General features: G+C 36.3%; 22 protein-coding genes and 3 other annotated features. Of the genes, 16 read left to right on the top strand and 6 right to left on the bottom strand.

Going from position 1 to position 20,608, the window contains the following annotated elements; translation table 11 throughout:
- Positions 1-95: 95 nt before the first annotated feature.
- The 12 genes from CER22_RS17760 to CER22_RS17700 all read left to right on the top strand — a co-directional run bounded on the left by CER22_RS17760 (position 96) and on the right by CER22_RS17700 (position 12,208).
- Complete coding sequence (locus CER22_RS17760) at positions 96-1,124, top strand: glyceraldehyde-3-phosphate dehydrogenase (protein WP_000198978.1); 1,029 nt, start codon at positions 96-98, stop codon at positions 1,122-1,124.
- 387 nt (positions 1,125-1,511) lie between these two features.
- Positions 1,512-1,895 carry an adenosylmethionine decarboxylase gene (gene speD, locus CER22_RS17750; protein ID WP_002003660.1) on the top strand — a complete coding sequence of 128 codons (384 nt, stop codon included), beginning with the start codon at positions 1,512-1,514 and terminating at the stop codon, positions 1,893-1,895.
- A 285-nt stretch (positions 1,896-2,180) separates the two neighbouring features.
- Positions 2,181-2,642, top strand: a complete 462-nt coding sequence (gene nrdR, locus CER22_RS17745) for a transcriptional regulator NrdR (protein WP_001203687.1) — start codon at positions 2,181-2,183, stop codon at positions 2,640-2,642.
- 151 nt (positions 2,643-2,793) lie between these two features.
- Positions 2,794-4,200 (top strand): replication initiation and membrane attachment family protein, encoded by a 1,407-nt coding sequence (locus tag CER22_RS17740; RefSeq protein ID WP_087985378.1) that lies wholly within the window; start codon positions 2,794-2,796, stop codon positions 4,198-4,200.
- Between the two features lie 33 nt (positions 4,201-4,233).
- The gene (gene dnaI / locus CER22_RS17735) at positions 4,234-5,172 is read left to right on the top strand and encodes a primosomal protein DnaI (protein ID WP_000400114.1); all 939 of its coding nucleotides are present in this window, start codon (positions 4,234-4,236) and stop codon (positions 5,170-5,172) included.
- 278 nt (positions 5,173-5,450) lie between these two features.
- Positions 5,451-6,332 carry a putative sporulation protein YtxC gene (ytxC, locus tag CER22_RS17730; RefSeq protein ID WP_087985377.1) on the top strand — a complete coding sequence of 294 codons (882 nt, stop codon included), beginning with the start codon at positions 5,451-5,453 and terminating at the stop codon, positions 6,330-6,332.
- 31 nt (positions 6,333-6,363) lie between these two features.
- Positions 6,364-6,593, top strand: a binding site (T-box leader).
- A 47-nt stretch (positions 6,594-6,640) separates the two neighbouring features.
- Complete coding sequence (gene thrS, locus CER22_RS17725) at positions 6,641-8,578, top strand: threonine--tRNA ligase (protein WP_000786074.1); 1,938 nt, start codon at positions 6,641-6,643, stop codon at positions 8,576-8,578.
- A 210-nt stretch (positions 8,579-8,788) separates the two neighbouring features.
- Positions 8,789-8,909, top strand: a sequence feature (ribosomal protein L20 leader region).
- Between the two features lie 62 nt (positions 8,910-8,971).
- The gene (gene infC / locus CER22_RS17720) at positions 8,972-9,475 is read left to right on the top strand and encodes a translation initiation factor IF-3 (RefSeq protein ID WP_000973214.1); all 504 of its coding nucleotides are present in this window, start codon (positions 8,972-8,974) and stop codon (positions 9,473-9,475) included.
- Between the two features lie 21 nt (positions 9,476-9,496).
- Positions 9,497-9,697: a 50S ribosomal protein L35 gene (gene rpmI / locus CER22_RS17715; protein WP_001125946.1), complete on the top strand. Its 201-nt coding sequence runs from the start codon at positions 9,497-9,499 to the stop codon at positions 9,695-9,697.
- A 37-nt stretch (positions 9,698-9,734) separates the two neighbouring features.
- Positions 9,735-10,091, top strand: a complete 357-nt coding sequence (gene rplT / locus CER22_RS17710) for a 50S ribosomal protein L20 (protein WP_001138364.1) — start codon at positions 9,735-9,737, stop codon at positions 10,089-10,091.
- A 470-nt stretch (positions 10,092-10,561) separates the two neighbouring features.
- Complete coding sequence (locus CER22_RS17705; RefSeq protein WP_000365057.1) at positions 10,562-11,053, top strand: dUTP diphosphatase; 492 nt, start codon at positions 10,562-10,564, stop codon at positions 11,051-11,053.
- A gap of 69 nt (positions 11,054-11,122) precedes the next feature.
- Positions 11,123-12,208 carry a M42 family metallopeptidase gene (locus CER22_RS17700; protein ID WP_088609284.1) on the top strand — a complete coding sequence of 362 codons (1,086 nt, stop codon included), beginning with the start codon at positions 11,123-11,125 and terminating at the stop codon, positions 12,206-12,208.
- A 40-nt stretch (positions 12,209-12,248) separates the two neighbouring features.
- On the opposite strand, the gene CER22_RS17695 is transcribed toward CER22_RS17700, so the two are convergent.
- The gene (locus CER22_RS17695) at positions 12,249-12,866 is read right to left on the bottom strand and encodes a TetR/AcrR family transcriptional regulator (RefSeq protein ID WP_048544339.1); all 618 of its coding nucleotides are present in this window, start codon (positions 12,864-12,866) and stop codon (positions 12,249-12,251) included.
- A gap of 297 nt (positions 12,867-13,163) precedes the next feature.
- Between CER22_RS17695 and CER22_RS17690 the strand changes: the two genes are divergently transcribed.
- On the top strand, positions 13,164-13,817 hold the full coding sequence (locus CER22_RS17690; RefSeq protein WP_001071411.1) for an HlyD family secretion protein: 654 nt from the start codon (positions 13,164-13,166) through the stop codon (positions 13,815-13,817).
- A gap of 12 nt (positions 13,818-13,829) precedes the next feature.
- The gene (locus CER22_RS17685) at positions 13,830-15,629 is read left to right on the top strand and encodes a DHA2 family efflux MFS transporter permease subunit (protein ID WP_087985376.1); all 1,800 of its coding nucleotides are present in this window, start codon (positions 13,830-13,832) and stop codon (positions 15,627-15,629) included.
- Between the two features lie 21 nt (positions 15,630-15,650).
- Here CER22_RS17685 and CER22_RS17680 read toward each other — a convergent pair whose 3' ends face one another.
- The 5 genes from CER22_RS17680 to sspI form a co-directional block, all read right to left on the bottom strand.
- The gene (locus tag CER22_RS17680) at positions 15,651-16,007 is read right to left on the bottom strand and encodes an ammonia permease (protein ID WP_088609283.1); all 357 of its coding nucleotides are present in this window, start codon (positions 16,005-16,007) and stop codon (positions 15,651-15,653) included.
- Positions 16,008-16,045: 38 nt separating this feature from the next.
- Positions 16,046-16,417, bottom strand: coding sequence for a DNA-binding protein (locus CER22_RS17675; protein WP_088064544.1), 372 nt, complete (start codon positions 16,415-16,417; stop codon positions 16,046-16,048).
- A 142-nt stretch (positions 16,418-16,559) separates the two neighbouring features.
- Positions 16,560-17,273, bottom strand: coding sequence for a CPBP family intramembrane glutamic endopeptidase (locus CER22_RS17670; RefSeq protein WP_088609282.1), 714 nt, complete (start codon positions 17,271-17,273; stop codon positions 16,560-16,562).
- Positions 17,274-17,412: 139 nt separating this feature from the next.
- On the bottom strand, positions 17,413-17,970 hold the full coding sequence (locus tag CER22_RS17665; RefSeq protein WP_001189002.1) for an HD domain-containing protein: 558 nt from the start codon (positions 17,968-17,970) through the stop codon (positions 17,413-17,415).
- Positions 17,971-18,147: 177 nt separating this feature from the next.
- Complete coding sequence (gene sspI / locus CER22_RS17660; protein WP_000009511.1) at positions 18,148-18,357, bottom strand: small acid-soluble spore protein SspI; 210 nt, start codon at positions 18,355-18,357, stop codon at positions 18,148-18,150.
- 82 nt (positions 18,358-18,439) lie between these two features.
- Between sspI and CER22_RS17655 the strand changes: the two genes are divergently transcribed.
- Together CER22_RS17655 and pheS are read left to right on the top strand one after the other, a co-directional pair.
- The gene (locus CER22_RS17655; protein ID WP_142293505.1) at positions 18,440-19,237 is read left to right on the top strand and encodes a TrmH family RNA methyltransferase; all 798 of its coding nucleotides are present in this window, start codon (positions 18,440-18,442) and stop codon (positions 19,235-19,237) included.
- A 48-nt stretch (positions 19,238-19,285) separates the two neighbouring features.
- Positions 19,286-19,514, top strand: a binding site (T-box leader).
- A gap of 43 nt (positions 19,515-19,557) precedes the next feature.
- On the top strand, positions 19,558-20,592 hold the full coding sequence (gene pheS / locus CER22_RS17650) for a phenylalanine--tRNA ligase subunit alpha (protein WP_000388220.1): 1,035 nt from the start codon (positions 19,558-19,560) through the stop codon (positions 20,590-20,592).
- Positions 20,593-20,608: the final 16 nt, after the last annotated feature.

The raw sequence follows: 20,608 nt of genomic DNA, 5'->3' as shown, positions 1-20,608 counted from the left end.
AATGAAAATGCTTAGTGACATATCCTCTTTTTGTGTTATACTATTATTGGGATTGGAGATAAATAGTATAACGCATTCAAGGGGGATAACATATTATGACTCGTGTGGCAATTAATGGATTTGGACGTATTGGGAGAATGGTATTTCGTCAGGCAATAAAAGAAAGCGCATTCGAAATTGTAGCAATCAATGCAAGCTATCCATCTGAAACGTTAGCACATTTAATTAAATATGATACAGTTCACGGCAAGTTTGACGGAACAGTAGAAGCATTTGAAGATCACTTGTTAGTTGATGGGAAAATGATTCGCCTTTTAAACAACCGCGATCCAAAGGAATTGCCTTGGACAGATTTAGGTGTTGAAGTTGTAATTGAAGCAACTGGTAAATTTAATTCAAAAGAAAAAGCAATTCTTCATGTTGAAGCTGGAGCGAAAAAAGTTATTTTAACAGCGCCTGGTAAAAATGAAGATGTAACAATTGTAGTTGGTGTGAACGAAGACCAATTAGATATTACAAAACATACTGTTATTTCAAATGCATCTTGCACAACAAACTGTTTAGCGCCTGTTGTTAAGGTGTTAGATGAGCAGTTTGGAATTGAAAACGGTTTAATGACAACTGTTCACGCTTATACAAATGACCAAAAAAATATTGATAACCCACATAAAGATTTAAGAAGAGCACGTGCTTGCGGACAATCAATCATTCCGACAACGACAGGTGCCGCGAAAGCGCTTGCAAAAGTTCTTCCGCATTTAAACGGAAAACTTCATGGTATGGCACTTCGTGTACCAACGCCAAACGTGTCTCTTGTTGACTTAGTAGTAGATGTAAAACGTGATGTGACAGTTGAAGCTATTAATGAAGCATTCAAAACTGTTGCAAACGGTGCGTTAAAAGGCATTGTAGAATTCAGCGAAGAGCCTTTAGTATCTATTGACTTTAATACAAATACACACTCAGCTATTATTGATGGTTTATCTACAATGGTAATGGGTGATCGTAAAGTGAAAGTACTTGCTTGGTATGATAACGAGTGGGGCTACTCTCGTCGTGTTGTAGATCTTGTAACGTTAGTTGTTGACGAATTAGCGAAACAAAAAAATGTGCAACATATTTAAGTGAATAAGGGAGAGGGCAAGTGAATATTTGCCCTCTTTTTTTATTTTTTTCTGAAAAGGAAAAAAATTATAGGAGTATATTTTTGAAAGTGGACATACCACGAAACGTTGTGATTACTGTATTTGTGAATCATTTATTTTTTTTAGGGAAAAGTAAAGAGGAAAATATGACAGAAAATCGAAAAAACTGTTGTTGCAAAATGAAAATAAACAAAGTATACTAACACTCGTAAACTTAAGAGCTGAGGTACGTAGTCACTACTTAAAGGGTTAGGACCTCTCTGGACTAACTTTCCCCCGTGGTAGTGGAGCAAGCCAAATTGCAAATTAGTTTTCAATTCGAACAGTTAGAATAAATTTACAAGGGGGAACTGTAGAATGGATACTATGGATACGATGGGTCGTCACGTAATCGCTGAACTTTGGGATTGCGATTTCGACAAGCTTAATGACATGCCGTATATTGAACAATTATTTGTGGATGCAGCACTGAGAGCTGGTGCTGAAGTGCGTGAGGTTGCTTTCCATAAATTTGCACCACAAGGTGTAAGTGGAGTAGTAATTATCTCGGAATCACATTTAACAATTCATAGCTTTCCGGAGCACGGTTACGCAAGTATTGATGTTTATACTTGTGGGGATCGTATTGATCCAAATGTTGCTGCAGAATATATTGCAGAAGGTTTAAACGCGAAAACGCGAGAGAGCATCGAGCTTCCTCGAGGCACTGGTAGCTTCGAAATTAAGCAGAGAGAAACAAAAGCTCTTTAAAAAAGAACATAATTGATTTAAAATGTAAAGAGGTGTATAATGCACCTCTTTTTTAGTTTATAAAAAAGGAAAAATATAACGTACTCGTTAGTGAGATAAATTGAGCTCTTACGAATAAGTTAGCACCCCATCTACCATCTTATTTTTGAAAACGAGATGATAAAATAATGTGCTTAAACTTAAAGTGGTAAGAGAGTTAGAATGAGTTATATAATATTGTATATATATTGTCAGATGAAGTAAGTAGAGAAAAAATAAAGAGTATAGTGTAAAGGAGTGAATATATTGCGTTGTCCATCCTGTTCGCATAATGGTACAAGAGTGTTAGATTCGCGTCCGGTAGACGAGGGGCGCTCTATTCGAAGAAGGAGAGAGTGTGAAAGTTGTTTAAGTCGCTTTACGACATTTGAAAGAGTAGAAGAGTCACCTCTTATCGTTGTAAAAAAAGAAGGCACACGAGAAGAATTTAATAAAGAAAAGATTTTGCGCGGCTTAATTAAAGCGTGTGAAAAAAGACCAGTATCTTTAAGACAATTAGAAGAAGTAACTCAAAGTGTGGAACGTGAACTTCGTAATTTAGGTATATCAGAAGTGAAAAGTGATATGATTGGTGAAATTGTTATGGAAGAACTGCGTGATATTGATGATGTTGCTTACGTGCGTTTTGCTTCTGTATATCGCCAATTTAAAGATTTAAATGTATTTATTGAAGAATTAAAAGATATACTGCAAAAAGAAAGAGAGTAGAAGTTGTACTTTATTCTCTTTACATACCGTAGTAATGAGATAAGAGAGCTAGAAGCGAAAGCTAATAGCTCTTTTTCGCTAAGCAATTATATAATGAAGATAGAACGAATGAAGTAGAGGATAGATTGGATGAGAGAAAGGAAAAGCAAGAATGGAAAAACAGTCATGGATGGAGCTATTGCCAATTGATCGTTATAAAGTAAGTGCGAAAGGGTTATTGCATAATTACGACCGAAAAGTGTTAACGATGTTGTATCAGCCGTTAATAGGTAGTAGAGCTTTTAGTTTGTACATGACGCTATGGGGAGAGTTAGAGCAAGATCGTGTGTTTGGAAAAGAGAATACACATCATTCCCTTATGGTGACCATGCAGATGCAGCTTCCCGAAATATATGAGGAACGAGTAAAGTTAGAAGCAATTGGGCTTTTGAAGGTATATATTAAGAAAGAAAAAGATATTCGAATGTTTATATATGAATTGCAACCACCTTTATCTCCGAAGCAGTTTTTTGATGATATTGTGTTAAGCATCTTTTTATACAATCGATTGAGTCGGACAAAATATAATCAAGTAAAGCAATATTTCTTAGAAGAAGAATTTGATTTTGCTTCTTATGAAAATGTTACGCGTTCTTTCAATGATGTGTTTGGTTCGTTTAATCCAGGACAGCTTGAGCATGCGCAAGAAGATCTTCGTATTCCAAAAACGACAGCTATGCCAAGTAACGAGAAGGGAGACGCTCCAAAAGTTTGGAATGATTTCTTTGATTTCTCCTTATTTGTAGATGGCTTGTCCGCTCTTGTCCCTAAAAAGGCGATTACAGATCAAGTGCGAGAATGTGTCATTACACTTGCTTACGTGTACGATGTAGATGTGTTATCGATGCAAAATATCGTTCTTGGTACGGTGACAGAGATGCAGACAATTGATACCGAAAGGCTTAGAAAAGGAGCACGTGATTGGTATCAGTTCGAAAACGGTCAAGCGTTACCTGTATTAAGTGAAAGAGTACAACCTCACGCTGCACGTATGATGGAAGGAAAAGAGCCTTCTACACAAGAAGAGATGTTAATAAAACAGTTAGAGGAAATCTCACCAAAACAACTATTAAAAGAAATCTCTGGTGGTGCAGAGGCGACAAAGGCTGACTTGCAGATCGTTGAAGATGTAATGATCAATCAAAAATTAACGCCAGGTGTTGTGAATGTACTTATTTATTACGTTATGCTACGCTCAGATATGAAGCTTGCGAAAACGTATGTGGAGAAAATTGCTGGGCATTGGGCACGTAAAAAGGTCGGTACAGTAGCTGAAGCAATGGCGTTAGCGAAAGAAGAAAACCGTCAATATCAAGAATGGGCTGAGACGAAGAAAAAAGGCCGTACGTCGAAGAAAACGATAAGAAAAGAAATGGTACCAGATTGGCTGAAAGAAGAGCCGAAAGAACAAGAGAAAGAAACAGTGAAGAAAGATGTAAGTAAGAAAAAAGATGCAAGTACGTTAGATGATGAACGAAAACGACTAGAAGAAGTGTTAAAAAAATATAAGCGTGATTAATAGAAGAGAATGAACGCTCTTTGAGGTGAGAAAATGGAGCATATTCAAAATTCATTTGCAAAGTTAATGGAAAATAAAAATTTTAAAAATAGATATGAAGTATTAAAGGCGGAAGTAATGGCGCATCCGCGTGTGAAAGAATTTATAGACGAACATCAAGGTGAAGTAACAACTTCTATGATTGAGCGCAGCCTTGTGAAGTTATACGAATATATTGGACAAAGTGTAGGTTGTGCGGATTGTCCGGATCTAGGTTCGTGTAAAAACATGCTGCAAGGATATGAGCCAAAGCTCGTTATCCAAGGGAAGATGATTGATATTCAATACGATCGTTGCGTTAGAAAAGTAGCATATGACGAGAGAAAGAAATATGAAAAACTCGTTCAAAGTGTATATATGCCAACTGACATTTTACAGGCAACGATGGAAAACTTAGATCCTTCAGATTTAGATGCGCGTATTGATGCAATTGGTGCAGCTAATGAATTTTTAAGTACATATGAACCTGGTAAAAAAGTACAAGGTTTATATTTGTACGGTAAATTTGGTGTAGGGAAAACGTATTTGTTAGGAGCAATGGCGAATGAACTTGCTCAAAAGAAAATAAGTTCGATGCTCGTATACTTCCCTGAATTTTTACGTGAAATTAAAAGTTCGATTCAAGATAATTCGATTGGGGAAAAGATTGATGCGGTGAAACGCGTACAAGTTTTAATGCTAGATGATATCGGAGCAGAAGCGATGTCAAGTTTTGTGCGTGACGATGTGCTTGGTGCCATTTTGCAATTCCGTATGTTAGAAAACTTACCGACGTTCTTTACGTCTAACTTTGATTTCAAGGAATTGGAACATCATTTAACGTATACACAGCGTGGTGAAGCAGAACAAATGAAAGCAGCGCGTATTATGGAACGAATTAAATATTTAGCGAAGCCAATTCCGATTGGCGGGAAAAACCGACGTCATAAGTAAAGAGTAAGCTGAAAAGCTTGCTCTTTTTTCGTTTTGAACACTTTTCAGAATAGGTGAATTGCAAAACGAAAAACTTCTTATAGAAAATTCATTGTAGCTTGTATCATTTTTTTCTCCCTCCCTTAATATATATAAAATTAGCAAGCTATATTGAGTGGATTTTCTAACGATAGGAAATGTAATTCTACTAAGAGTGAACTTCACACGGGACGGACTCTTATAGGATTTGTAACGTATAGATACAATCCTTTAGAGCAGGGATAAAAGGGGGGACAAAAGTGATTGAAATTTGCTTCGAAGAAAAAAATGATGCTATGCATGTATATAGACAACTATTGAAAAGAGCGGAACTGTTATATAAGGAAACGAGTGTGTATTTACAGGAACAAAAAGTGGTGATTCACATACCAGTATGTGAATCGAATTATATTGAAAAGATTTTATTGCCGGTAATGGTATATTTCATTGTGAATGTAAAGCAAAATAAGTGGATTTATACAATCTTAAAAGAGAAGTTTTTTTATGAAGAAGAGGAAGAGTGTCATCAAATATTGCATATGGCACAAGAGATTTTAAAGGGAAGAAGAAAAGGGATTGCTCGTGAATTAACACGTCACACATTTGAATCATATATTAAATCTTCTTTAAATAACTGGCTTTGTGATCCGCTTTCGTTCTCGTTTTCATCATATGTTCGTTTTCGCCTTCGTACATATAGGGAAATGGTAGCTAAGCTTGCTGAATTGTCGATTGATGAGTATAAGTTGGAACAAGAATATCAAATGTTTATTGAGACGCTAAGGCAACAAGTGCGCAGCCGAAAATCACGTTTGTCCTGTGTGCATCTTATTTTTGATGAAAGTTTTATTTTCTATGATGATAAAGGTAGACGTTTAAAACAGGAGAAATTGGTCCAATATATAGACGAGGAATTATTAAAGCAAAAGGATGTATATATTGATACGAAAGTAATTGCACCACTTCTTTCTATTTCGCCGAAAAAAATTTATTTATATACGAAAGAACAAGACCATAATATGATTATTACTTTGCGAAATGTATTTCAAGAACGGGTCCAATTACATGGATTACATGAGTTTGAGCGCAATGTGAAAAATTTAAAAAATAAAGGTAACGCCCTTGATTTTCTAAGTTTTTGAGCATATAATTACCTACATAAATGAAATATATTGAAATGTCATGATGAGGACATGAGTAGTTTTCTACGATTTTCAGAGAGGGAAGCCTTAGGGTGTGAGCTTCCTAGTACGGGATTATTACTTACCACCTCTAAACTTTAGCAGTGAACGGTTTTTTCTAGTAATTGCTAACGGACAACACCGTTATGTTGAACTTGAGCAATTAACAATAATGTTAATTGGAACAAGGGTGGAACCACGAATTCAACACTCGTCCCTTTTTACGGGATGAGTGTTTTTTATTTTGAAAAAAAGAGGAGTGACCAGTGATGGCAGATGTAGTTAAAATTACTTTCCCTGATGGAGCTGTGAAGGAGTTTCCAAAAGGCGTAACAACTGAAGAAATCGCAGCTTCTATTAGCCCAGGCTTAAAGAAAAAAGCTGTGGCTGGAAAATTAAACGATGAGATGATCGATCTTGTTACACCAATCGAAGAAGATGGTGCAGTTTCTATTATTACATTAGATTCTGAAGATGGCTTATACATTTTACGCCATTCAACAGCCCACCTATTAGCACAAGCGTTAAAACGTTTATATAAAGATGCTAAGCTTGAGCTCGGCATTGGTCCAGTGATTGAAAATGGCTTCTACTACGATATTGATATGGAAGAAGCAATTACAGTTGAAGACTTCAAGAAAATCGAAAAAGAAATGCAAAAAATTGTGAACGAGAACTTAGAAATCGTTCGTCATGAAGTGCCACGTGCAGAAGCACTTCGTCGCTTTGAAGAAATCGGCGATGAGTTAAAATTAGATTTAATTAACGATCTTCCAGAAGATGCAGTTATTTCAATCTACGAGCAAGGCGAATTCTTCGACCTTTGCCGTGGTGTTCACCTTCCATCTACAGGGAAAATTAAAGTATTTAAATTATTAAGCGTTGCAGGTGCTTACTGGCGCGGCGATAGCAATAATAAAATGCTACAACGTATTTACGGTACTGCATTCGTTAAGAAAGCAGAATTAGATGAGCACTTACGTATGCTTGAAGAAGCGAAAGAGCGCGATCACCGTAAATTAGGTAAAGAATTAAAACTATTTACTAATAGCCAAAAAGTAGGACAAGGTTTACCACTTTGGTTACCAAAAGGTGCAACTATCCGCCGCATTATCGAGCGTTACATCGTTGATAAAGAAGCAAGCTTAGGCTATGATCACGTATACACTCCAGTACTAGGAAGCAGAGAGCTTTATGAAACTTCTGGTCACTGGAATCACTACCGTGATGGTATGTTCCCATCAATGGAAATGGATAATGAAGAGTTAGTTCTTCGTCCAATGAACTGCCCTCACCACATGATGGTTTATAAAAATGATATTCACAGCTACCGTGAATTACCAATCCGTATTGCGGAACTTGGAACAATGCACCGCTATGAAATGTCTGGAGCATTATCTGGATTACAACGTGTACGCGGAATGACTTTAAACGATGCGCACATTTTCGTTCGCCCAGATCAAATTAAAGAAGAGTTAAAACGTGTTGTAAACTTAACTCTAGAAGTGTACAAAGATTTTGGTTTAGAGAACTATTCATTCCGTCTATCTTATCGTGACCCAGCTGATACTAAAAAGTACTATGCTGATGATGAGATGTGGGAAAAAGCACAAGGTATGTTAAAAGAAGCTATGGATGAAATGGGTCTTGATTACTATGAAGCTGAAGGTGAAGCGGCATTCTACGGTCCAAAACTTGACGTTCAAGTTCGTACTGCTCTTGGAAAAGACGAAACACTTTCAACTGTACAATTAGACTTCTTACTTCCAGAACGCTTTGAATTATCTTACGTTGGTGAAGACGGTAAACAACATCGTCCAGTTGTAATTCACCGTGGTGTTGTATCAACTATGGAACGTTTCGTAGCCTTCTTAATTGAAGAATACAAAGGTGCATTCCCAACTTGGTTAGCTCCAGTTCAAGCGCAAGTAATTCCAGTTTCTCCGCAAGTACATTTAGATTATGCGAAGAAAGTACAAGATGAATTACGTCGTGCTGGTATCCGTGTTGAATTAGATACTCGTGAAGAGAAAATTGGTTACAAAATCCGTGAAGCACAAATGCAAAAAATTCCGTACATGCTTGTAGTAGGTGACAATGAAGTAACTGAAAACGGCGTAAACGTACGTAAATATGGTGAACAAAAATCAGAAACAATTGCATTAGATGCTTTTGTTGATATGATTAAAGTAGAAGGAAAACGATAAGACAGAGCCGCGGTATACCGCGGCTTTCGTATGTATTATAAAAAAGAAAAACTAGAAAAAATAACCAAACTATACTTATCATAAAAAAGTATTGCAAGTATGTTAGTTGTTTGTTACAATATTTCTTGTTGTTAGTAAAACACATAGCGTCTTCTTGACAGACGTCATGTCCTATGATAAACTCATCAAGGATAATAGAATATTGTTTTGTGGAACAAGTAGAAGCACCCGCTTCTCACCTGATGGACGCATTCGCAGTTTACAGGTAAATGTATTTCTTACTTAAGAATTTACAAGTGTGGGTGTCGTATGCCCGCACTTTTTTTGTCGGGTTCTATGACTACAAAAGATGTTCTGAAAAAACCTTGGAGGTGGCTTACTATTAGCAAGGATATGATGATTAACGAGCAAATTCGTGCACGTGAAGTACGTTTAGTTGGTGCAAATGGCGATCAACTTGGAATCAAGTCTCGTAATGACGCTTTAGACTTAGCTGCAAATCTTAATCTTGATTTAGTATTAGTTGCTCCAAATGCGAAACCGCCAGTATGCCGCATTATGGACTACGGTAAATTCCGCTTTGAGCAACAGAAGAAAGAAAAAGAACAGCGCAAAAATCAAAAAGTAATTAGCATGAAAGAAGTTCGTTTAAGTCCAACAATTGATGAACACGACTTTAACACAAAACTTCGTAATGCTATCAAGTTTTTAGAGAAAGGCGACAAGGTTAAAGCGTCAATTCGCTTTAAAGGACGTGCCATTACTCATAAAGAAATCGGTCAACGTGTTTTAGATCGCTTCTCAGAAGCTTGTGCTGAAGTTAGTACAATTGAATCTAAGCCTAAAATGGAAGGACGTAGTATGTTCTTAGTTTTAGCACCGAAAAACGATAAGTAATAGATAGAGGAGGAAATACCTATGCCTAAACAAAAAACTCATCGCGGCTCTGCAAAGCGTTTCAAAAAGACTGGATCAGGTAAACTGAAACGTTCTCACGCTTACACAAGCCATTTATTCGCTAACAAATCTACAAAAGCTAAACGTAAACTACGTAAAGCTGGTGTAGTAAGCGCTGGTGACTTCAAACGCATTCGTCAAATGCTTGACAACTTAAAATAAGTTCGGCTGATATATAGAACAATTAGGAGGTAATATTATGCCAAGAGTAAAAGGTGGTACAGTTACTCGTCAACGTCGTAAAAAAGTTATAAAATTAGCAAAAGGTTACTACGGTTCTAAGAGTACATTATTCAAGGTTGCTAACCAACAGGTTATGAAATCTCTAATGTATGCATTCCGTGACCGTCGTCAAAAGAAACGTGACTTCCGTAAATTATGGATTACACGTATCAACGCAGCAGCTCGTATGAATGGTCTTTCTTACAGCCGTTTAATGCACGGTCTTAAAAATGCTGGCATCGAAGTTAACCGCAAGATGCTTGCTGACTTAGCTGTTCATGACGAAAAAGCTTTCGCTGAATTAGCAACAGTTGCAAAAAACAACATTAACTAATTAATTAGTTGAAACCTTAGAAGATTTTTCTTCTAAGGTTTTTTTATTTGTATGCAAAGAGAAGTATGTCGTTATCGATATGACAAAATCAATATAAAAGCTATAGCGATATAGAAGAATATATATATGAAGCCAGGAGAATTCTCCTGGCTTTTTTCAATTATCTCCCTTTGGAAAGAAGAGTATCTTTCCTACCTGAAACGACACTGCTATAATGGAAAGATGATATGCAACTTTCATCAGATAAAATAAATTTTTTATCAGTGGACAATCCCCGGATAATGATTAACTATCACCAATCGGAGTGAACAATCTAATAGTGATGATTGAAACGTATTTGTAAATTAAGGACAAGCTATTTTGTAAAGAGATAAATGGCTGACTTATTAATAAGAAACGAAAAATAATAATGAACTTTGAGATGAAACAACATTGTTGCGTAAAATGCGATGTTGGAGGAGGACAATAGAATGGACTTACTACAACTATTTAAATTACAAAAAGAATTAGATGACCGTATTGTGAAAGAGCATGATTTACAACCGAAAAAGTTGTTAAAAGAAAAAATGTTAGCTCTTCTTGTAGAAATTGGAGAACTTGCAAATGAAACACGTTGTTTTAAATATTGGAGCAACAAACCCGCATCAGAACGTGAAGTAATATTAGAAGAATACGTAGATGGCTTGCATTTTATTTTATCAATCGGAATTGATTTAGGTATTGATAAAAACTTCCTATTCTATAAATGTGCACAAACGAATAAAACACAAGTAGAAATTTTCTTAGACACATATGCGAAAGTAATTCGTTTTACAGATCAACCATCTATTACGAACTATATTGAATTATTTACAAGCTACCTTCGACTTGGACAAGCGCTAGAGTTTGAGCAAGAAGAAATTGAAAAGGCATATTTAGATAAAAATGAAGTAAATCATCAGCGTCAAACACAAGGATACTGATTTAATTTTTGAATATTTCAATTTCCTTTTGTATAATGAAGTGACTGAAGAAAAAGGAGGGTGTTGGCAATGACAAAATTAGACGCGACATTGACAATGCTAAAAGAATTAACAGATGCACGTGGTATTGCGGGTAACGAGCGTGAACCACGCGAAGTAATGAAGAAATATATTGAGCCGTTTGCGGACGAACTTTCTACTGATAATTTAGGAAGTTTGGTTGCGAAAAAAATAGGGGAAGAACAGGGCCCGAAAATTATGGTTGCAGGTCATTTAGATGAAGTTGGCTTTATGATTACGCAAATTGATGACAAAGGTTTCCTTCGTTTCCAAACAGTTGGTGGCTGGTGGTCACAAGTTATGCTTGCGCAGCGCGTGACAATTGTAACGCGTAAAGGAGATGTAACAGGTGTAATTGGTTCAAAACCACCACACATCTTACCTCCAGAAGCGCGTAAAAAGCCAGTTGAAATTAAAGACATGTTCATCGATATTGGTGCTTCTAGCCAAGAAGAGGCAATGGAGTGGGGCGTACGACCTGGCGATCAAGTTGTACCTTACTTTGAATTCCAAGTGATGAAAAATGAAAAAATGTTACTTGCAAAAGCATGGGATAACCGAATTGGTTGTGCAATTGCAATTGACGTATTAAAACAATTAAAAGATGAAAAGCATCCAAACGTTGTATACGGCGTAGGGACTGTACAAGAAGAAGTTGGTCTTCGTGGTGCGAAAACATCTGCGAACTATATTAAACCAGATATTGCATTCGCAGTAGATGTTGGTATCGCTGGTGACACACCAGGTGTAACGGCAAAAGAAGCGCAAAGTAAAATGGGTGATGGACCACAGATCATTTTATATGATGCTTCTGTTATTGGACATACAGGTTTACGTGACTTTGTAGTTGATGTTGCTGACGAATTACAAATCCCGTATCAATATGATTCAGTAGCGGGCGGTGGAACGGATGCAGGCGCAATTCACATTTCTGCAAATGGTATTCCGTCTATGGCAATTACGATTGCAACGCGCTACATTCATTCTCATGCGGCAATGTTACACCGTGATGACTATGAAAATGCAGTGAAGTTAATTGTAGAAGTTATTAAACGTCTTGATAAAGAGGCTGTACATAACATTACATTTAATTAATAGAAAAAGCGAAGGAGATTTTCCTTCGCTTTTTTATGTTTTAAAAAGGTCGTTCTAATCCTGCAGCAGTATGAGCTCCTAAAATGATTAAACGAGTTAATTGCATAGCCATAAAATGCGGGGTATAAATCATCCCTCTTTTTAACCATGACATAATCATCCCGATATGAGCTCCTGTCACATAACTAATTAAAATATCACGAGGAACCATAAGATCTTTATCATCTGGCTGTGAAATAGACAGGCTTAATGTTAAATGTGTTTGTATTGTTTTCATCATTTTATAAGAGTAGTTTCCAGCGGCTTTATCACCAAGCATAACGTTATAGAAGTTCACATTTTCTGCAATATGTTCGAACAAAGCCAAAAATGTCGGATGTGGTGAATCAAATGTAAGTTGAAAATCTTCTTTATTTCTATTTTTCGGCTTAATAACTTCTGTTAATTTCTCTAACATTTCTTCAATGCTTTTGTCTAATAGGTCATATTTATCATGGTAATGGCTATAAAACGTAGCGCGATTTACAGGAGCACGTTCTGCAATATGTTGAACAGTTACATCATCAAATCCTTTTTCGCCTACTAAAGCGACAAAAGCATCCTGTATGAGTTGTCTCGTCCGCTTTACACGTGGATCATTTGTATTTTTAATAGACATTTTTACTTCCCCTCGTTTAATTTTCTATACTTAAACAACATATAGGTATTATATTGTTGTTTAAGCGACATTTCATACTTAAATTGTCGGTTGTAGATTCAAAATAATTATTTATAATTATAAACGATAGTCCTTCAGAAATCAGCACCGCTCGCAGGTAGATAAATTTCAATTTACACCGCAGATGGTGTGATTTTTTTGTTTAAAAGTTAATATAATTAACAATTAAACACTCTAAACAATAAGGACGTAAATAGTTTAGAAAAAAATTATATGCGATATAAGGAGAGGAATGCAATGAATCAGTTTCGAAGAATGGTGATTATCAACATTATCACATTAATTGTACTAGTTGGCGGCGGTATTGGCGGTTATTACTATTACAATCAAGCGGAAAATTATTTAAAAACAGAAAATGCAAAAATTGATGGAAAGGTAATTCCGATTGCATCACCAGTAGCAGGTAAATTAACTGACTGGAAAGCTGAAGTAGGAAAGAATTACAATGAAAATGATAAATTAGGTGCTGTTACTGTAGCGGCAGCAAATGGAGAACAAACAGTAGATGTAACAATTCCACAAAATGCAACAATTGTGCAATCAAATGCAACAACAAATGCTTTCGTTGGAGCAGGTAGCCCAATTGCTTATGCATTTGATATGAACAATTTATGGGTAACAGCAAACATTGAAGAAACAGATGTTGACGATGTACAAAAAGGTCAAGATGTAGATGTGTATGTAGATGCATACCCAGATACAACTTTATCAGGAAAAGTAGAGCAAGTTGGATTAACAACAGCGAATACATTCTCTATGTTACCATCAAGCAACGCAACAGCGAACTATACGAAAGTAACACAAGTAGTACCAGTTAAAATTTCTTTAGATCATAGTAAATCAGTAAATATTGTTCCTGGAATGAATGTGTCAGTTCGTATTCATAAGTAAGGGGGAGATGAGATGTCCTCAATTGCAATTGCAGGATATGCACTATTTTGTATAATCGTCTTCTTCCTTGTAAATCGTCTTTTACGAAAGAAAAAAACGAACGTGGGAGAAGAACAAGTCCCAGCCGTAAATAAAATAGAAGTAAGTAAGGTAGAAACAGAAGAGAAAGAAATTGAACGAAAGCAAGAAGCAGAAATTTCTAATGTAGTTGAGTTAGAAACAGGAAAGCAAGAAGAAGTAAAACAAGAAAAAGAAGCGCCGAAAAAACAAATGTCTACGCCTGTAGAAAATGTGAACGTAAAAGCAGTTGTAGCTGTATTAATTCTCGGCATGTTCGTTTCTATTTTAAACCAAACAATTATTAACGTTGCATTGCCTCCGTTAATGAACGAATTTAACGTATCAACTTCAACAGCACAATGGTTAATTACAGGTTTCATGCTTGTAAATGGTATTTTAGTACCGATTAGTGCCTTTTTAGTTTCACGATTTACGTATCGTAAATTATTCGTAGCGGCAATGTTATTCTTCACGGTAGGATCTATCATTTGTGCTATTTCAGGAAACTTTACAATGATGATGACGGGCCGCGTTATTCAGGCGGTGGGTGCAGGTATTTTAATGCCGGTTGGTATGAATATTTTCATGACATTATTCCCGCCTCATAAGCGCGGAGCAGCGATGGGATTACTAGGTGTAGCGATGATTTTAGCACCAGCTATCGGACCAACTGTAACGGGCTGGGTGATTGAAAACTATAGCTGGAACTTAATGTTCTATGCGATGTTTATTATCGGTTTAATTATTACATTCCTATCTTTAAAATTCTTTACACTAGCTCAGCCGGTATCTAAAACGAAGTTAGATGTATTCGGTGTTGTTAGTTCAAGTATTGGACTAGGTAGCTTATTGTACGGATTTAGTGAAGCAGGAAATAATAGTTGGACTAGTGCAGAGGTTGTTATTTCACTTATCATTGGTGTAGTAGGTATTGCGGTATTTATTTGGAGAGAGCTAACAACGGACAACAAAATGCTTGATTTACAAGTGTTTAAATACCCAGTATTTACTTTTACTTTAGTAATTAATGCAATTGTTACGATGGCATTATTCGGAGGTATGTTATTACTTCCGGTATATCTGCAAAACATTCGCGGTTTCACACCGATAGAATCAGGTTTATTACTACTTCCAGGATCATTAATTATGGGGATCATGGGACCTATTGCAGGTAAACTATTTGATAAGTATGGTATTCGTCCGTTAGCAATTGTCGGTTTAGCCATTACAACGTTTGCGACATATGAATTCACAACGTTATCGATGGATACACCGTATAGCGTTATTATGACGGATTATATTATACGTTCGATTGGTATGTCATTCATTATGATGCCAATTATGACAGCAGGTATGAACGCACTGCCGATGAAATTAATTTCTCACGGTACAGCAACGCAAAATACGTCAAGACAAGTAGCTGGTTCAATTGGAACAGCGATTTTAATCACACTTATGACGCAGCAAACGACTGCTCACGTAGCAGATTACGGCAACATGTTAACAACGTCAAACCCAATCTTAGTTGATAAAGTACACGGCATGGGGCAAAGTTTAGCAGCGATCGCTGGATCAGCGCAAGCAGGAGATGCGATGAGCACGCAACTATTATTTGGACAAATTTCGAAGTTATCTGCAATTAACGGTATTAACGATGCCTTCTTAATTGCGACGATACTCGCAGGGATTGCTTGGGTATTATCGTTCTTCTTACCATCAGGCAATAAACCAAATAGAAAAGCAGGGAATTAATTTCCCTGCTTTTTTGTCTGTTTAAAGAGTTAAATATAAAAAATGATAACCAGTTACGGAGCACAGCCCTGTTATAAATAAAACCATTCCCATAGCACGAATACTGGATATTTGTCTTCCGCTTATAATAGCTAATAGTCCAGCCAAAGAGAAGAAACACCAATATAAAGTTCCCGAAATTGGAACAATCCCCTCTAAATCTATTCCATAACCTATACAAATGATAGGAACAACAATAAGCGATATGCTAATGAAACCAGCCATAATAGTAAGTGATTTACGACATTTAATACCAGCAATAATTAAAAAAATGCCAACGATGAAGTCGCATAACATCAAAGTAAGAGCGAAAATCATCCAAGTTAATATTCCGAACACTTTTGTATTACCTCCGATTTATGGGTTTCTAAAAAATATTATATATAGTATGAATCACCTACAGTCATGAGTAACCAGAAGATAACCCCTAATATACCAGCGATGAAAATAATGAATCCCATATTACGTATACTTTTAATTTTGGTTTGGACTCCACTTATCCCTGCTAATAATCCAGTTAAAGAAAACAGTATCCAATATAAAGTTGTTGAAATAGGGAGGATTGCATTGCTATCCACTCCCATGCCCCAAAAAACAAAAGGTAGTGTGACAAAGGAGAAGCTAAGTAGCCCCATTAAACCAACAAATAATTTACGATGTTTCATGCTAGTAACAATTAAAAAAATACCACCGAACAATCCGCATAAAACAAGAAGTGGCATATAAACAACCCAAAGTAAGCTCAACATATATAGTCTCCTTCTATAGTAATCAGTTATATTTTACTACATGAGGTTTATTTTGGATATTATTAATAAATATGTATAAATTGATAGAAATGAGAAGTAATGATACGAATTAATAAAAAAGGTATCGCGATGATACCTCTTTCTAACTCAAGAATGCCAACATATTATTTATAATATGAAATAACATAGCTGGAATAATGGATTTTGTTTTTTTACATAAAATAGCCATTAATAATCCCATGAAGAAAGTAATTACCATTACGCCAAGTGAGTATGTATGAGCGATACCGAAGAAGAAACTTGTTACGATAGCTGCAATCCAAAATGGAAAGCGTTCTGAGAAGAAGCGGAGTATAAAACCACGGAAAATCAGCTCTTCAAAAATTGGTGTAAGTATTGCGAAGCCGAGAAGTAATAATATTTGATACTGCTTGAAAACGTCTAAGTTAAGTGCGGAAGATTGCTGCTTTGTTGCGTCTTGGAACATATAATTTAACAAGATGTAATTGAGTAAAATATTTGTAGCGAAGAAAAGAAGTAAGTATACGTATGTACGCCATTCTTTAAGTGCTTTAAAGTTAAAAGATTTTAGTAGTAATTTTTTTGCGGGTTCGAATTTAAAAATGAAGAATAACAACACGGCTAGTTGTAATACGATACTTACAGTATTTGCAATAGATTCATACAGGGCAATTTGTTTTTTATCTGTAAGACCGGCTGTATAAATTGTTAAGGGCATTGCGAGGAACACAGTAATAAGTCCGGTTCCGAAAAAAGCGAATAAAACGGAGCTAATAAATTGTCCCCATGACATAGAGTATTTCTGTTCATTAGAAAGTTGTGTAGCGGGTTGCATTTGTAAAATCACCTCTTTATATTTGTATATTTAATTATAAGGTATTTTGTTTTTATATGTAATATTTAAATATTACATATAAAGGTGTATTTTCCATAAAATAATAAAAGAGGTATCACCCTATAGTGATGCCTCTTTCTCATTGATAACTATGTTCTGCCTTGTTATTCGATTTTGATTGCTCTATTTGCAATTCACGTTCTACCAATCGGTCTAACTGTTGAATAGCTTTTAATGCTTTTTCATAAGAAATCGTTCTATAATGGTGCGCTCCGCCCGGTTCTTCATCTGCTTCGTCTGCCCATTTAATAATGTTTTGAAGAGATGTTCTTTCAATTTCTTGCTGTACTAAGAAAGAATCTGTATGAAGAAGAATCGCGATAGAAATTTCTTTTGCTAGTTTCGGATGTTCTCCTAATCTAATAAGCAATTTATGAGCTCTTTCTGCTCCTTTAATCGCATGTATATCATTCTTTTTATACAAGTCATAATCCCATTCTCCCTCGCTGTACCATGTGTGATGTCCGATATCATGAAGGAAACCAGCTTTTGTTGCAGCATCGACTGAGGCATGATGCTTTTTCGCTAAGTGAAACGCATGGTAAGCGACAGCAATCGCGTGGACCATTCCAGAACGGTTTACATATTTTTGTGTAATGTGATGTTTAAAAACTTGTTCAAGCGTAATACGTTGCATAAAACATTCACTCCTTTTATCTAATGGTGTCTATAAAGAAAATCGATCGGTTTAAATGTATTTTGAATATTGTACTCCATCTGTGTAGCGTTAGTAAAGTAGAAATGTTTAGGCGAAGAAAAATTTTATAGACATAAAAGGTCACCTTAGTTTTTTTCTAAGGTGACCTTTTATTGTTTATTTTTTTAATCCTTGCTCTAGTGTTCCTAACATTTCGTGTTTTTCATTTTCATCAGCATTTTTCCAAATGACTTCGAATAAAACGCCAAGACCTGGAAGCATTTTTTCTTCACCGCTTTGAATTGCATCGACAATCGTTTCTTGTAATTGATCTTGTGAATTTCCAGATACATTCGCTAATACAGCACCGCGTAAATTAAAACTCATTATTTTCACCTCTTCTTCAGAATTGAAACTGACGTTAGTTTTTGTTCTTTTTTATGTAAATATGTATGAAAAATAGGCTATAATGATAAGACAAGAAGAGAGGGAAATACATATTATGAAAAACATTGATTCAGTGCAAAATCCGCGTGTGAAGCAGTGGAAAAAGCTGCAGACGAAAAAAGAGCGCGATAAAAAAGGTTTATTTTTTGTAGAAGGATTCCACTTAGTGGAAGAAGCTTTAAAAGCAGGAGTTGTAACAGAACTTATCGTTTCTGATCAGACAGATCTTCCGAAAGATTGGACAGTTAATGATGTGGAAATGTATATCGTACCTGAAGCAATCGTAAAAGTACTCCATGAAACAGAAACGACGCAAGGGGTATTTGCTGTTTGTGAGAAACACGAGAGTGAAGTAGCTCTTGCAGATGGAAAGTTTCTTTTATTAGATGGTCTTCAAGACCCGGGCAACTTAGGGACAATTATTCGTACAGCTGATGCAGCTGGTATTCATGCTGTTGTGCTTGGAGAAGGATGCGTTGATGCATATAATAGTAAAGTGCTTCGCTCTACACAAGGTTCTATTTTCCATTTACCAGTTGTAAAAGGGAACTTAGAAGAGTGGGTAGACAAGTTAAGAGAAAATAACGTTCCTGTATATGGAACAGCTCTTGAAAATGGAGTTCCGTATGGTGAAGTAACACCAGCTGGTGGTTTTGCATTAATTGTAGGAAATGAAGGAAGCGGCGTAAGCCAAGAAATTCTTGCAAAAACGGATCAAAACTTGTATATTCCGATTTACGGCGGGGCAGAATCATTAAATGTTGCGGTTGCAGCAGGGATTTTAACGTATTATTTACAAAGCCCAGTTGCGAACAAATAAAAAACTTCTTATAATAAGTTGAAGTATATTATATTAAAAGTTAAATAACGAAAAACGTTGATAGAGAAGAGTAACTTACAAAATCGCCATATAGGGAGAGAATGCCTTAGACTGAAAGCATTCTTATGGTAGACGGAAGTGAATTCACCTCTGGAGTTGACGCCAGGACCATATATATGTAAAGGCGTTCCGGTCAGAATTGATCGTTATAACTAATGAGTGGGCAGACCTGGTCTGTCAATTTAGGGTGGTACCGCGAATTTACCTCGTCCCTTTTTGGGAGCGAGGTTTTTTTATTTTTAAAATTAGGAGGGTTCCAAATGGAAGCACGTTTAAAAGAGCTAAAGCAAAAAGCGTTAGAGCTTATTGAAGAAGCGAAAGAGCTAAAGGGCTTAAACGACGTACGCGTAGCGTATCTAGGAAAAAAAGGTCCAATTACAGAAGTATTACGCGGCATGGGAAAATTATCAGCAGAAGAGCGTCCACGTATGGGAGCATTAGTAAATGAAGTACGTGAAGCGATTCAAACGCGTTTAGAAGACAAAATTGGAAACTTAGAAAAAGCAGTAATTGAAGCGAAATTAGCTACGGAAACAATTGATGTTACACTACCAGGCCGTCCTGTTGAAACAGGTTGTCACCATCCGTTAACAGCTGTTGTTGAGCAAATTGAAGATGTATTCATCGGTATGGGGTATGAAGTAGCTGAAGGAACAGAAGTAGAAAAAGACTACTACAACTTCGAAGCATTAAACTTACCGAAAGATCACCCAGCGCGTGATATGCAAGATACATTCTACATTACAGAAGAAACGTTACTACGTACACATACATCTTCTGTGCAAGCACGTACGATGGAAAATAATAAAGAAAAAGGCCCAATTAAAATTATTTGTCCTGGTAAAGTGTATCGCCGCGATGACGATGATGCGACGCATTCACACCAATTCATGCAAATTGAAGGTCTTGTAATTGATAAAAACATTCGCATGAGTGACTTAAAAGGTACACTGCAAGTATTCGTGAAAAAGATGTTCGGTGAAGATCGTGAAATCCGTCTTCGTCCAAGTTTCTTCCCATTCACAGAGCCATCTGTAGAGATGGATATTTCTTGTATGATGTGTCACGGCAAAGGTTGCGGCACTTGTAAAGGAACTGGCTGGATCGAAATTTTAGGCGCAGGTATGGTTCATCCGAACGTACTTGAAATGGCTGGTTATGATTCAAAAGAATATCAAGGTTTCGCATTCGGTATGGGCGCAGAGCGTATCGCAATGTTGAAATACGGCGTAGATGACATTCGTCATTTCTATACAAATGATGTACGTTTCTTACAACAATTCAAACGAGCGTAAGGGAAGGAGAGGATAA

Source organism: Bacillus sp. K2I17, assembly GCF_002209985.1.
In the GTDB taxonomy this organism is placed as follows: domain Bacteria; phylum Bacillota; class Bacilli; order Bacillales; family Bacillaceae_G; genus Bacillus_A; species Bacillus_A wiedmannii.
This window is presented reverse-complemented; position numbering and strand designations above follow the sequence as displayed.

Excerpts from the sequence above, each read along its gene's own strand:
- CER22_RS17760 (WP_000198978.1), top strand. The coding sequence starts at position 96 with ATGACTCGTGTGGCAATTAATGGATTTGGACGTATTGGGAGAATGGTA.
- speD (WP_002003660.1), top strand. The coding sequence starts at position 1,512 with ATGGATACGATGGGTCGTCACGTAATCGCTGAACTTTGGGATTGCGAT.
- CER22_RS17740 (WP_087985378.1), top strand. The coding sequence starts at position 2,794 with ATGGAAAAACAGTCATGGATGGAGCTATTGCCAATTGATCGTTATAAA.
- dnaI (WP_000400114.1), top strand. The coding sequence starts at position 4,234 with ATGGAGCATATTCAAAATTCATTTGCAAAGTTAATGGAAAATAAAAAT.
- thrS (WP_000786074.1), top strand. The coding sequence starts at position 6,641 with ATGGCAGATGTAGTTAAAATTACTTTCCCTGATGGAGCTGTGAAGGAG.
- infC (WP_000973214.1), top strand. The coding sequence starts at position 8,972 with ATGATGATTAACGAGCAAATTCGTGCACGTGAAGTACGTTTAGTTGGT.
- rpmI (WP_001125946.1), top strand. The coding sequence starts at position 9,497 with ATGCCTAAACAAAAAACTCATCGCGGCTCTGCAAAGCGTTTCAAAAAG.
- rplT (WP_001138364.1), top strand. The coding sequence starts at position 9,735 with ATGCCAAGAGTAAAAGGTGGTACAGTTACTCGTCAACGTCGTAAAAAA.
- CER22_RS17705 (WP_000365057.1), top strand. The coding sequence starts at position 10,562 with ATGGACTTACTACAACTATTTAAATTACAAAAAGAATTAGATGACCGT.
- CER22_RS17700 (WP_088609284.1), top strand. The coding sequence starts at position 11,123 with ATGACAAAATTAGACGCGACATTGACAATGCTAAAAGAATTAACAGAT.
- CER22_RS17695 (WP_048544339.1), bottom strand. The coding sequence starts at position 12,866 with ATGTCTATTAAAAATACAAATGATCCACGTGTAAAGCGGACGAGACAA.
- CER22_RS17690 (WP_001071411.1), top strand. The coding sequence starts at position 13,164 with ATGAATCAGTTTCGAAGAATGGTGATTATCAACATTATCACATTAATT.
- CER22_RS17685 (WP_087985376.1), top strand. The coding sequence starts at position 13,830 with ATGTCCTCAATTGCAATTGCAGGATATGCACTATTTTGTATAATCGTC.
- CER22_RS17675 (WP_088064544.1), bottom strand. The coding sequence starts at position 16,417 with ATGTTGAGCTTACTTTGGGTTGTTTATATGCCACTTCTTGTTTTATGC.
- CER22_RS17670 (WP_088609282.1), bottom strand. The coding sequence starts at position 17,273 with ATGCAACCCGCTACACAACTTTCTAATGAACAGAAATACTCTATGTCA.
- CER22_RS17665 (WP_001189002.1), bottom strand. The coding sequence starts at position 17,970 with ATGCAACGTATTACGCTTGAACAAGTTTTTAAACATCACATTACACAA.
- sspI (WP_000009511.1), bottom strand. The coding sequence starts at position 18,357 with ATGAGTTTTAATTTACGCGGTGCTGTATTAGCGAATGTATCTGGAAAT.
- CER22_RS17655 (WP_142293505.1), top strand. The coding sequence starts at position 18,440 with ATGATAAGACAAGAAGAGAGGGAAATACATATTATGAAAAACATTGAT.
- pheS (WP_000388220.1), top strand. The coding sequence starts at position 19,558 with ATGGAAGCACGTTTAAAAGAGCTAAAGCAAAAAGCGTTAGAGCTTATT.